The following is an 11,550-nucleotide window of genomic DNA, read 5'->3' as shown; positions in this document are numbered from 1 at the left end:
CGAGGACGTCGCGGCCCGCGAGAGCGGGCGGGACGGTGTCCTTCTGGACGGGTGTCGGGCGGGTGAAGCCGAGCTCGCGCGTGGCGCGGAGGAGGGCGGGGTCGAGGCCGAGGCCGGTGAAGGGCACGAGAGGGCAGGTGTAGGGCAGTGCCCTCGCTCGCGCAACGTCGGGCCGTGCGGTGGCCATGTCACGTTGCCGGCGGGCACGTCGCTGCGTATAGATCGGGCCTTGGCGGCCACCTGCGATCATCTGCTCTGGGGCGCTGCGGATCTCGACGTCGCGATTGCCGCGCTGGCGGAACGCACCGAGGTTCGCGCGACCGCGGGTGGGCAGCATCCCGACCTCGGTACGCACAACGCCATTGCGGCGCTCGGCCGCAGGCGGTTCCTGGAGGTGATCGCTCCCGATCCGACGCTCCCGCCCGGCGCACTTGCTCGGCGGCTCGCCGGCATGAAAACGCCCACGTTGATCATGTGGGCCGCGCGCACGCCGAGCGCCGCCGACACGGCGGCCCGGGCGGAGGCCGAGGGATATCAGGCCGCCGTGGTCGAGGGACACCGGTCGCGACCCGACGGCAAGCTCGTGCGCTGGACGAACGTCTTCGTCAGCGGTCACGGCGGCGGGACGTTGGTGCCCTTCTTCGTCGAATGGCACGGCGGCTCGCACCCCGCGGACGATGGCCCCAGGGGCCTGCGGCTCCAGGCGCTCCGTGCCGAGACGCCGCAGGCCGAGGCGCTCCGCGCCGTGCTGAAGGCGCTCGACGTCCGTCTCGCCGTCTGCAAGGCGCCCACCGCCCGGCTCGTCGCCGTGCTCGACACGCCGCGTGGTCGAATCGAGCTGGCAGGACCCTAGGCTAGACGGCCGGCATGCGGAGGCGAAGCCCGGCCTTCAGGGTCGACGAGGCTACGATGTGTTATGTGATCTCATGAGACCGCACGAGACGGGGGACGTTGATGGCCAGACAGAGGACGAAGGGCAAGGGGGCGAAGAACGTCGCTTGGAAGAAGGTCACCAAGACTGCCGGTGCCAAGCGCAGGACAGGGAGAGCCGCGAAGAAGCCTCGCGAGCCGGCTCCGAAGACATCCGCTGCCAAGCCCGCGGTCCCCAGGACCGTCGAATCGACGGCCATGGACCTCCTCCGCGCTTGGTCGCCGTCCCGCTACTCGACGCGCTGATCCCGAAGAGCCCGGCCCGCTCGACGCTTGCCACGAGGCGAGGCGCTCGGCGGGAACGCGTGCCTGGAGTCGTTTCGGTTCCACGGCGGGCTCAGGGATCGAGACGGGTCACGTCCACCGCGTCCGATCCCTTCGGGAGGACGACGAGTGTCCCGTCCTCGCCGAGCACCATACCGCGCGGCGGCACCTCGTTCGTGTCGCGCCGGAAGATGTGCGCCAGGAGTGCGTTGTCCGGAGGCGGCGTGAGGTGCGTGAGCACGAGGAGCCTCACGCCCGCGGCGACGGCCTCGCGGGCGGCGTCGGCTGGATCCGAATGGTAGCTCTGGATGTCGCCGAGAATTCTCGCGATGCGCGATTCGCCCGTCTCGCGCGCCGCGTCCGCCATGATCCGCACGACGGCGTTCGCCTGCGCCTCGTGCACGAGGACATCCGCCCCGCGCGCTTGCATCACGAGATTCGGAGACGGTCCGGTGTCCCCGCTCACCACCACGGACCGGCCGCCGTAATCGAACCGGTAGCCGAAGGCGGGCTTCACGGGATCGTGCGCGACCGCGAACGCCGTCACGACGACGCCATCCTCGTCGAGCACGCGGGTCGCGTCCGCGGCACCCAGCAGAAGGGGCACGGGGACCATCGCGGCCCGATCGGGCGGGAGCAGCGCGGCGCCGTGGTGCGCGACCCGGAAGCGGGTGTCGGCGGCGTAGGCCTCGGCGAAGCCGTGCACGAGCTCGGTGACCCCGTCGGGCCCGTACACGCGGAGCGCGCCCGGCCGCCCGGCCACCCAGGTCTGCAGGTTGAACTCGCCGAGCTCGCCGATGTGGTCGGAGTGGAGGTGGGTGTAGAGGACGGCCCCGATCGCCTCGCCGCGGATCCGACGCAGCGCGAGCGTCCGCCAGCTCCCCGGCCCGGTGTCGACGATCCACATGCGACCGCCGGCGAAGATCGCGGTGCACGCCTCCGCGCGCCGGGGCGACGGGATCGGCGACGACGTCCCGCAGAGCAGGACGCGGAGCGCATCGGGCGCGAGGAGACCGGACATGTCGCGCCCGATGCGCCGCCGCGCGATGCGCTCGACGATCGCGTCCTGCACCCGCGGCGACCGGAGCGCGAGACTGCCCGCCCCGACCACGGCCACGGCGAGCGCGAGGAGGACCCAGAGGATGCGCCTCATCACCCCTCGGCCGGGGGGAACGGACGGTTCAGCGCCGGACGCGGCGGCTCGCGGACGTCGGGGATCGGGCCTGCGAGCCCGACGTGGTCGGCGAAGAAGGGCAGGATGCCCGCCCGCTCGAGGACGGCATCGAGCCGTTCGCTGCGATGCTCGAGGTAGCGGGCGAGGAGCGTCGCGCGCGCGTCGCGCAGGAAGTCCGTCGCGCGCACGGGCACGCACGTTCCGTTCGGGAAGACGACGTCTGCGACGCCGTCCACGCACGCGCGGCTGACCCACGGGAGGTAGCGCTTGCCCAGCTCGGCGAGCACCGCGATCAACGTATCGTGCACGCGTGATGGATCGTCCCACGGGCCGAACTCCTGATCTTCCGGCTCCAGCAACCGGTGCGTGTGCTCGACGACGGCGGGGCCGTCCTCCTCCACCCAGCGGCGGCAGAGGGGATCATTCACGAAGTGCGCCGCGTTGCCGCCGAAGAGCGCGAAGTCGGCGAGGGATGGACGCTCGCCGAAGAGGTAGGGGCGGCGAGCCAGATGCGCACCGAGGACCCGCATCCACGGGCGCAGCACATCCTCGACCCAGAGCTGGATCGTGCCGGCGGTCACCCCGAGCGGCGGACAGCTGCTCCGCACGTGCGCGCCGACCGCGGCGTGGGCCTGATCGCACGCGACGGGCATCTTCACGGCGACGTCGCGGGCGAGCTCGAAGCCGCCGAGGGCGGCGTTTTCCGGGAAGTACCAGCGGGTCCCGACCGCCGGCCGGTAGAGCCACTCGTCGGCGGCGTCCTCGACGACGTAGCAGAGGAAGCGCTGCACCGGGTCCGGCGGGAGGACCGCCGGCTCGGGGAAGCGGAGCTCCAGGTGGTGGATCATGGCCGTCGAGTCCCACATGAACTCGCCCGCGGGCGTCTCGACGGCCGGCACACCACCCGGGAAGCCCGCCGCCATCGCCTCGGGACTCATGCCCGGGAAGCGGCGGAACAGCCACGGGATGCCCTTGTAGTCGAGGTACCCGGTCATCTTCCGGGTGAAGTACGACTGCATCATCCCGTGGACGCGGTAGGCGTTCGGTCTCATCCGAGCCAGACGGCGATCCGCTCGAAGCACCAGAAGGCGGAGAGGATTCCCATCGCGTAGACCGCGAGACGCGTGGAGCGGGTCGCGATCGTCGGCAGCCATCGCCCGACGAGCGCGCCGGCGGTGAGCACGGCGCCGACGAACGCGAGCTGTCCCACCTCGATGCCGCCGTTGAACGACACGAGCGCGAGCGGGATGTCGCCGGCGGGCAACCCCGCCTCGGCGAGCGCACCCGCGAAGCCGAAGCCGTGCAGCAGCCCGAACGCGACCGCCATCGCCCACGGCAAGCGGCGGAGCATCGTCGGCCGCTCGGCATCGCGCGCCAGCTCGACCGCGAGCGTGAGGACGCTGAGCGCGATCAGGACCTCGACGGGGCGCGAGGGGACGTTCGCGAAGTGCAGCGCGGCAGCGGACAGGGTGAGGCTGTGCCCGAGCGTGAACGCCGTGATCGTCTTCACGAGCAGACGCGAGGCCGAGACGAGGAGCAGCAGGCCGAACACGAAGAGGAGGTGATCGGGGCCGGTGAGGATGTGCTCGATGCCGAGCGTGACGTAGCCGCGCACCACGTCCCAGCGGCTCGGCCGCGCAGGAACGGTGAACGACGGGCTGCGGGGACCGAGCACGGCCTGGAGCTTCTCGCCATCCAGGCGCTCGACGGTAAGGAGCGCATTGATCTTCGCCAGCGGCAGGTCGTCGACGCCGATGACCTCGCCTTCGAGGCCGCCCGAGCCGCAGTCGATGGTCCAGCGGAGGGTGACGCGGTCGGCCTCGTCGACGGCGTCCCCACGGCCGATCCGCCCGCAGCGCGCGGGGAGGACGGGCTGGACGTTCGCGCCCGGCAGGCGGAGCGCCGACGCCCGCCACCGGACCTCGAACACGCCCGCGCGCGTCTCGCGGAGCGCCAGCGACGCGGGATCGAGGCCATGCGCGAACCCGACGGCCGGCACGAGGAGGATGATTGCGGCCAGCGTACCGAGCCGGGTCACGACGCGCTCCGCTGCCGCCACGCCGCCGACTCGACCCGCAGCGGGTAGCGCCGCCCGAGGTCGCGCAGCAGCGCGACCACGCGTAGTCCCCGCTGCTCGTCCTGCCAGCGTTCGAGGACTCGTTCGCGTACCGCCTCGAATGGCGGTGGCGTCCCCGGCACGCGCGCCTCGACCCAGACGAGGTGCAGGCCGTACGGCGAGGGCACGGGGCCGATCCACGTCCGTGTCTCGGCGCGCTCGACCGTCCTTGCGAGCTCCGCGCCGAAGAGCTTTTCCACCTGCGACGGCGACTGCGCGATCAGGTGCGGAGGAACGGCGAACGAGTCGCCCCGGCGGACGGCGTCCGGAGCGTGACCGCGGATGCGCGCGAGCAACGCCTCGGCGTCCGTGCCTCCGTGCACGAACACGTGCCAGAAGCTGACGCGGTCCGGCGGCCGATACTCGTCTCGATGCTCGGCGTAGAACGCCGCGAGCTCGGTGTCGCTCGGGCGCCGCTCGCCGGTGCGGGCGGCGAGGAGACGCATCTTCTGCACGAGGATGCGTCGGACGACGACGTCCGTCCGGTCGAGGCCGAGCTTCCGCGCCCGTACGTAGAGGCGCTCGGCGTCGTCCATGGTGTCGTCGCTCAGCACCCGCATCTGCTCGACGAGCCAGTTTCGCACGCTGCGATCGTTCCGGTCGAGCCCGCGCGCCAGCGCCTCGCGGAAGAGCAGCTCCTCCTGGATCGCCTTGTCGACGAGCGCTGCCTCGTCGGCGGGGGTCGGCTCGAGGCCCGTCTCGCGGGTGTAGTCGACGCGCAGGCGGTCCACGTCTCCCGCCGTCAGGACGATCGGAGACGTCCGGTGTTGCGGGTGCACGTGCACCAGCCAGAAGACGGCGGCTCCGCCGGCGACGAAGTGGACGAGGGGTGCTCGCAGCCAGCGCATCAGCCCATCGCGACGAGCGACTTCCCGTCGTAGTGCCAGAGGGGCGTCGTCGTGACCGCCGCGGTGCCGGCGCGGAGCGAGACCTCGATGAAGTGGTCGATGCGATCCGCCGCCGACAGACCGAGCGGGACCGTTCGGAGCCGGAAGACGACGCGCCGGGGACCGCGCTGCTCGAGCCGAACGCTCCGGATGCCGCCGATGCGGCCCGTGGTGTCGTTCCAGACGAATCGACGCGGCCGAACCTGCCGTAAAGTGCCGGCGGGTATGGTGACACGATAGACGTCGTCGTCGTCGCGAAGGGCGATCGTCAGCGCCTGCGTCGACGGATCGAGGCCCGCGGGCATGCCGCCGAGATCGATCCCGAGCGCCAGGACGTCCAGCTCCGGTTCGCGGAACCGCATCACGCCATGAAACCGCGCGACGCCCTCGGGACGGTACCAGATCGGCGACGACCAGGCGCGCTCCTGGATCGTCTTCGCGACGTCCGGGTTGCAGCACTCGCCGTAGCCGGACGGCACGGCGGTCGGGTAGCTGCAGTCGATGCCCTGGGCGTGGCAGAGGTACAGGCTCCACCGGCAGGTGGGGTTCTCGAGCACGCGGGCGTAGTAGAAGGCGCGTTCCGACGCGTCGAACTCGGGATCGGTCCAGACCGCGCAGAGCGAGTCGAAGCCCGTGCCAGACGGCGTGCAGGTGGCGACGTCCACCGTGGCGCCGTTGTCGGGATCGCCGGCGACCTCGAACACCTTCTCGAGCGACTGCCCGCCGGCATCGACCCATCCCTTCACGATCTGGACCCGCTGCAGCGGCGTCCCGGACGCCGTGGCCGTCCCAGGATCGCGGAACGCGAGGACGCCGAAACGAGGGCTCCGCCGGCCGCGAACGGGGCCGATGTCGCCGCCCATCGGCACGCCGTCGTCGTAGGCGGTCGCGACGAAGTCGGGGTCACGGCAGCGGAGCTTCGACTCGCGCCCCGCGAAGAAGCGGAGGATGGGTCGCGTGCCGCTCGTGCCGTAGACCTCGCGCCGGCGCATGGCGGCGAAGAGCGCGTCGCGCGAGTTCTCCTCGGCCCACACGACGGCGAGGCCGCCCGGCGTCGCCTCGATGCCCGCCGGGGTGACCCGGGCGAGCATGAAGGCCGGGTTCGCGTGGTCACGGAGCCCGAGGTGACCGTAGGCGCCGAAGTCCTGCTCCTCGGTGGCTCCCGGCGTCGCGTTGTGGGTGTCGGTGCTGCCGATCAGCCCGAGCTTGAAGGGGTTCACGCCGAGCTGCTGCTCCTCGACGAGGCCTTCCTTCAGCACGTTGCGCACGTAGTTCAGCGGCGGGAACGTCTGATTCGGGTCGGAGATCGGGCTGAAGAGCTGCAGGCGGTTCAGCTTCTCGAAGCCGCAGATCTCGTCCGTCGACTGCACTCCGGACCGGCACTCGGAGTCGCCCTTGTGCTGGTTCATCTCGACCAGCGGCTCCATCGACGCGCGGAACGCCGCATCGGCCGCAGTGGCGACGGGCGCGAACATGAGGCCGCCGCTCGCGTTCGGGTTGTGCGGGATCGCGAGGACGTCGCAGCCGGGGAGCCCCGCGATGCACTGGCTCTGGAGCGTCGTCCACAACCCCTCCGGCGTCGGCTGCTCCATGTAGCTCGTCGGCAGCGCGGGGACGACGGCGTTCCGGAAGACGACGTTCCGGTGAAGGTTGTTTCCGCCGGGCTGGCCGCTCCACTCGTAGGCGACGAAGGTCGTGAACGAGCAGGCGGCCGTGCGGTCGTAGAACTCCTCGGCCGCCGCCTGAGTGTCCTGCCAGACGAGCGACGCCTCCGCGAGGCAGTCGACGGCGTCGGGTCCGCACCAGGAGAATCGCTGCGGCGGATTCAAGACACCGTAGCCGAGCAGGAAGGCGATGACCGTGGGCGGCGGCAGCAGGTTCGGGAGCGCCGGCAGCGGGGCGGCCAGCTGATCGCGAGCTGCGACGCAGTCGGTCGAGTCGTAGCCGGGAAGCCCGGGCGCGAGGCAGATCTGGATCTCGCCGAACTGCTCCGCGTGGTCGGTGACCGCGGTGAAGTCGAGCGGCCGGCGGAGCTGCGCCGTGCGCGTCGGCCTCCCCTGCGCGTCGTAAGGCGGCAGGCCGATGGGGTCGCCCATGGCGAACCGGTAGGCGCCGCGGGGGTTCTCGCGCGTGCCGGCGAAGACCGCGTCCGACGAGTAGGCGGTGTGCACGTGCGTGTCGCCGAAGTACGGCTGGCGGAACTTCTCGAAGCTCGCGCAGGGCTGGCGCGCTTCCGTCCGCTGCCAGGGGCCGGGCACGCCGTGCGCGTTCGCGGCGACGAGCGAGAGAAGGACGACCGTCGTCACTCGTGGGTGCGTCATGCCCCCGTCCTTGCGGCGAACAGCCGCTCGCAGCCGGTCCCGCGAAGCAGCGTGTCGACGGCGCGCCCATCGTCGGGCGCGAGCGCCGCGTGGCTTTCCCGCAGCCATCGCAGGCACTTGCCTTGATACGGAAACGGTTGCTGAACCCACCCGCGGCCATCGACCGTGCACTCGAGGCGCGTGGCGCCCCGCTCGAGCGCGTCCGCGTTGGCGATGAGGAAGGGCACGTAGACCCGTCCGATCTCGGCGAGCAGCGCGCGCAACGTGTCCGGGACGTCGGTGCGCGATCTCCAGTCCGCCTCGGAAGGCTCGAGGCCCGAGAGATCCTCCACCACGTCCACCCAGGCCACGACGCGGGGCGCGATCTCGAGGGCGATCGCCGCCGGCGTCGGGTCGAAGGCGACGAGCTGGGAGAGCTGGCCGAAGAGGCCGAAGTCCGACGCGCCGGGCCGGCCGCCCATCACGAAGCGCGATCCGGTGAGATGGGCGTCGAGCAGGCGGAGAAGCCGCCGGTAGCTTTCCTCGATGATGGGGGCGGTGGTCTCGTTCGAACCCACGACGCCGAGGCGGCCGATCTGGCGTTCGGCGAACATCTTCCCCAGGGCTGCGTAGCGGGCCTCGGGATGGTCGGTGCGCGACCAGCGCGGGAGGATCGCGGCCGCGTGCGCGCCATCGGGGGCGAACGCCCAGCGGTAGTGGAACAGCGGCTTCGTCAGCCACTCGTCGGCGTAGTCCTCGAGGAGCGCGTCCAGGAAGGCCATCGCCGGATCCGGAGGAATGAGCGCGCGGGCGGCGTACATGGACTCCAGGCGACGAATGAGCGGCGTGGAATCGATGGCCGCCTCGTCCGCCCCGGGAAAGATCAGCTGCGGAAGAAGTGGGATGCGGGGCTGCGGCAAGCCGCGCGCCTCGGGCGATCCGTGGAGCACCCAGACGTGCGGGATGCGCCGGTAGCGGAGAACGGCGCGCAGCTTCCGGCTGTAGGGAGAGCCGGGCACCCCGACGATGCGGAGCGGGTGATCGATCATCGAGCCAGCTCGGCGACGAGGGCGAGAACCATGCGCTCGACCGCTGCGTGCGCGCGTTCACGGCCGAGACGCTGCTCGGTGCGCAGTCGATCCCAGGCTTCGAAGGAAGTCGCCAGGTCGAGCGCATCGACGAAGGCCTCGGGCGCCTGACGGAGCTCGGGGAGCCGGCGGACGAGATCGGCGTGCAACACCCGCACCAGCTCCGCGTGGCGGGCGCGCAGGAAGGGCGAACGCCAGCGCTTCAGGTTGGCCGCGCGCTTGTACGGGGCGATGCGCTCGAAGAAGGCGACGCGCCGGCCGACGAGCGCGCGCGCCCGCTCGGCGAGATCGCCGCTCGGCCGCCCTCCGACCAGGAGGGGCAGCGCTTCCGCCTGCATGCGCGCGCTCATCTCCGCGAAGAGGCGCTCCATGTCGGAGAAGCGCCGGAACACGGTGCGGATGCCGACACCCGCGCGCGTCGCGACCTGCTGCGCGGTCGGTTCGAGGATCCCCTTGCCCACCAGCTCGAGCAGCGCGTCGACGATCGCCTGCCCGCTGCGCTCGGCGCGACGGACCCGGCCGTCGGACGCCGCCGCGGAGGCTCTGCTCGCCGGGGTTGCCACGATCGCGAGTTGTGGCATAGCCTATGCCACAATATAAAGGCAACCCCCCGAGGCGTGCGCCGGGAGCGGCGCAGGAGGGCCGCAATGGCGATCCATCCGACCACGAAGCAGATCGAGAGCCTGATGGCCGGCCCCGCCGACCAGCCGGTCGTGATGGTCAACCTCCTGCGCTTCAAGCCGCAGGCGGACGCACCGGACGAGGGGATTTCGGGAGAAGAGGCGTACCGGCGCTATGCCGGGCCGATGCGGACATTCGTCGAGTCGAGGGGCGGTCGCTTCCTGTGGATCGGACGCGTCGATTCGCAGGTGATCGGCAGCGGCGGCGAGGGCTTTCACATGATCGGTCTCGTCGAGTACCCGTCGCGCGAGGCGTTCCTGGCAATCGCCACCGATCCGCACGTGCAGGAGATCGGGATCCACCGCGCCGCGGGGCTCGAGAGCCAGTGGCTGATCGCGGCGACCACGGTGAAGTGAGAGCTTCGGGAGATGCGAAGGGTCAAGTCTCTTCGGCGAAACGCTTCTCATGGCCGCTGCCGGTGAGCTTGTGAGGAACGATCGACACGCGGCGTTGAGCGTCGGCGACAACGTAGCCCATCCGGAACGCCTTCCTGTGGTGCGCACGCATGATCGAGAAGACGCTGTCCACTTCACCGGGAGGAACGACGACACAAAAGCCAACGCCCATGTTGTAGACGCGGAACATCTCCGCGTAGCTGACGTCGCCCCGCTCTCGGATCAGGGAGAAGATGGGAGGTTCGGGTGGTACTTGCTCGATGACATAGCCGACATCCGCATGGACCCGTGTCAGGTTGAAGAGGCCATCGCTCGTAATGTGAATGAGTGCCCTCACATCTCTGACCCGTCCGAGCAGCTCGACGATCTCTCGCACGTAGATGTGCGTCGGACGCAGCAGCTCTTCCCCGAGCGTCGAGGTGAGACCAGGGAGTCGCTCGTTGACCCCGTACCCGCACGTCTCGAGGAGCACCTTCCGGGCCAGAGTGACACCGTTGCTGTGGATGCCGTTGCTCTCGAGGCCGATCAGGACGTCTCCCTCCCGCAGATCGCGACCGATGACGATCCGGTCGAGCGGGACGAGGCCGACGGCCATCCCGGCGAGGTCGAACGCCGGCTTGGTGCCATAGCCCTTGAGGATATCGCGGAGCTGCGCGATCTCACCTCCAGGGATCGAGATATTGGCGCGTTCCGCACCTTCGCAAAGGCCCTTCGCTAGGTCGTCGAGAAGCGCGGGGTCGGGCTCGTCGACCGCGATGTAGTCGACCATCGAAAGCGGTGTGGCTCCAACGCACAGCAGGTCATTGACGTTCATTGCCACACAGTCGATGCCGAGGGTGTCATACCGTCCGAGCATCTGGGCGACGACGAGTTTCGTGCCAACGCCGTCGGCGGTGACGGCAAGCCCGGTGCCGCCGATGTCGATGACATTGGCGAAGTAGCCAACCGGGAGCTCGACCTTGCCCACCCCGGTTGTTGGCCACGTCTTGGTGATGCGACCAACGAGGCGGGCAAGACCAGCCTCCTCCCGCTCGGTGTCCACCCCCGCCTGGTCATAGGAGGTGATGCCCGATCGCTCACTCGAGGTCATCTGTCCTCGCGGGGCGGTCAGCAGATCGGGCTCGGGTCGATCGCCACGCCGGCGTGTGAACCTCCCATCCCGTCCCCCATCCCTGGCGTTGACGTGCGCGACAACGTGTCGAGGTCGGAAACAAAACCGATGCTCCGCGCCCGTGCGAGCCGGGCCCCTTGCATGTATTGGTGGGGGGAAGTGCCGCAGGGCCCGGACGCCCCGCTTCGCACCGGCGCATGTACCGTGGGGCAGGCCATGTGTCAAATCCGGGCCCTGGCTGGTGCTTGTTCAGAGCGCTTTCCAGAGCGCCTCAACGCACGCATCGTCGGGAAGCGACCCCGGCGTCGGCGAGCGCCGTCGCCGTACGCTGCCCGTCGAGCGCGGCCGACATGATGCCGCCCGCGTAGCCGGCGCCCTCACCGCACGGAAAGAGACCGGACGCCTGCGGGTGCATGCGCGACGTCGGGTCGCGCGGGATGCGAACCGGCGATGACGTGCGTGTCTCGACGCCCACCACGACCGCCTCGTTGGTGAGGTAGCCGCGCATCGTCCGTCCGAAGGCGCGGAAGCCTGCGCGCAGGCGCTCGCCGATCGCCGGCGGCAGCAGCTCGTGGAGATTCACCGGATGAATGCCCGGTCGGTA

10 protein-coding genes and 1 pseudogene are annotated in these 11,550 nt (G+C 70.6%); 2 read left to right on the top strand and 9 right to left on the bottom strand.

What is annotated here, in order from left to right:
- On the top strand, positions 1-853 hold an 853-nt coding region (locus tag E6J59_03585), incomplete at its 5' end, for a VOC family protein (GenBank protein ID TMB22574.1).
- A 414-nt stretch (positions 854-1,267) separates the two neighbouring features.
- Here the strand turns inward: E6J59_03585 and E6J59_03580 are convergent.
- Genes E6J59_03580 through E6J59_03550 form a run of 7 tightly spaced genes read right to left on the bottom strand, consistent with a single transcriptional unit; the run spans position 1,268 to position 9,340 of the window.
- Positions 1,268-2,347 carry an MBL fold metallo-hydrolase gene (locus tag E6J59_03580; protein TMB22573.1) on the bottom strand — a complete coding sequence of 360 codons (1,080 nt, stop codon included), beginning with the start codon at positions 2,345-2,347 and terminating at the stop codon, positions 1,268-1,270.
- On the bottom strand, positions 2,347-3,522 hold the full coding sequence (locus E6J59_03575) for a glutathione S-transferase family protein (GenBank protein ID TMB22572.1): 1,176 nt from the start codon (positions 3,520-3,522) through the stop codon (positions 2,347-2,349). Before E6J59_03575 ends, E6J59_03580 begins: the two co-directional genes overlap by 1 nt.
- A complete protein-coding gene (locus E6J59_03570) occupies positions 3,417-4,625 on the bottom strand; it encodes a HupE/UreJ family protein (protein TMB22571.1) in 1,209 nt (402 codons plus the stop codon). The genes E6J59_03575 and E6J59_03570 overlap by 106 nt, the downstream gene beginning before the upstream one ends.
- Complete coding sequence (locus tag E6J59_03565; GenBank protein ID TMB22570.1) at positions 4,403-5,332, bottom strand: peptidyl-prolyl cis-trans isomerase; 930 nt, start codon at positions 5,330-5,332, stop codon at positions 4,403-4,405. Before E6J59_03565 ends, E6J59_03570 begins: the two co-directional genes overlap by 223 nt.
- Positions 5,332-7,800: a DUF3604 domain-containing protein gene (locus E6J59_03560; protein TMB22569.1), complete on the bottom strand. Its 2,469-nt coding sequence runs from the start codon at positions 7,798-7,800 to the stop codon at positions 5,332-5,334. The genes E6J59_03565 and E6J59_03560 overlap by 1 nt, the downstream gene beginning before the upstream one ends.
- Positions 7,689-8,720, bottom strand: coding sequence for a glutathione S-transferase family protein (locus tag E6J59_03555; GenBank protein ID TMB22568.1), 1,032 nt, complete (start codon positions 8,718-8,720; stop codon positions 7,689-7,691). Before E6J59_03555 ends, E6J59_03560 begins: the two co-directional genes overlap by 112 nt.
- A complete protein-coding gene (locus E6J59_03550; GenBank protein TMB22567.1) occupies positions 8,717-9,340 on the bottom strand; it encodes a helix-turn-helix transcriptional regulator in 624 nt (207 codons plus the stop codon). The genes E6J59_03555 and E6J59_03550 overlap by 4 nt, the downstream gene beginning before the upstream one ends.
- A 66-nt stretch (positions 9,341-9,406) precedes the next feature.
- Between E6J59_03550 and E6J59_03545 the strand changes: the two genes are divergently transcribed.
- Entirely contained in the window at positions 9,407-9,796 is a 390-nt protein-coding gene (locus E6J59_03545; GenBank protein ID TMB22566.1) for a DUF1330 domain-containing protein, read from the top strand.
- A gap of 22 nt (positions 9,797-9,818) precedes the next feature.
- Here the strand turns inward: E6J59_03545 and purM are convergent, their stop codons facing one another.
- Positions 9,819-10,925, bottom strand: coding sequence for a phosphoribosylformylglycinamidine cyclo-ligase (gene purM, locus E6J59_03540; protein TMB22565.1), 1,107 nt, complete (start codon positions 10,923-10,925; stop codon positions 9,819-9,821).
- Positions 10,926-11,217: 292 nt separating this feature from the next.
- Positions 11,218-11,466: pseudogene (locus tag E6J59_03535) on the bottom strand (hypothetical protein).
- Positions 11,467-11,550 lie beyond the last annotated feature (84 nt).

This window comes from Deltaproteobacteria bacterium (assembly GCA_005879795.1).
Lineage (GTDB): Bacteria > Desulfobacterota > Binatia > DP-6 > DP-6 > DP-6.
The sequence above is the reverse complement of the archived record's forward strand: the minus strand, read 5'-3'. Positions and strand labels throughout refer to the sequence as shown.

What these genes read in the sequence shown, in the direction of transcription:
- E6J59_03575 (TMB22572.1), bottom strand. Translation starts at nt 3,522, where the DNA reads ATGGCTGCCGACGATCGCGACCCGCTCCACGCGTCTCGCGGTCTACGC.
- E6J59_03550 (TMB22567.1), bottom strand. Translation starts at nt 9,340, where the DNA reads ATGCCACAACTCGCGATCGTGGCAACCCCGGCGAGCAGAGCCTCCGCG.
- E6J59_03560 (TMB22569.1), bottom strand. Translation starts at nt 7,800, where the DNA reads ATGGCTGCGGGAAAGCCACGCGGCGCTCGCGCCCGACGATGGGCGCGC.
- E6J59_03555 (TMB22568.1), bottom strand. Translation starts at nt 8,720, where the DNA reads ATGATCGATCACCCGCTCCGCATCGTCGGGGTGCCCGGCTCTCCCTAC.
- E6J59_03580 (TMB22573.1), bottom strand. Translation starts at nt 2,347, where the DNA reads ATGAGGCGCATCCTCTGGGTCCTCCTCGCGCTCGCCGTGGCCGTGGTC.
- E6J59_03545 (TMB22566.1), top strand. Translation starts at nt 9,407, where the DNA reads ATGGCGATCCATCCGACCACGAAGCAGATCGAGAGCCTGATGGCCGGC.
- E6J59_03565 (TMB22570.1), bottom strand. Translation starts at nt 5,332, where the DNA reads ATGCGCTGGCTGCGAGCACCCCTCGTCCACTTCGTCGCCGGCGGAGCC.
- purM (TMB22565.1), bottom strand. Translation starts at nt 10,925, where the DNA reads ATGACCTCGAGTGAGCGATCGGGCATCACCTCCTATGACCAGGCGGGG.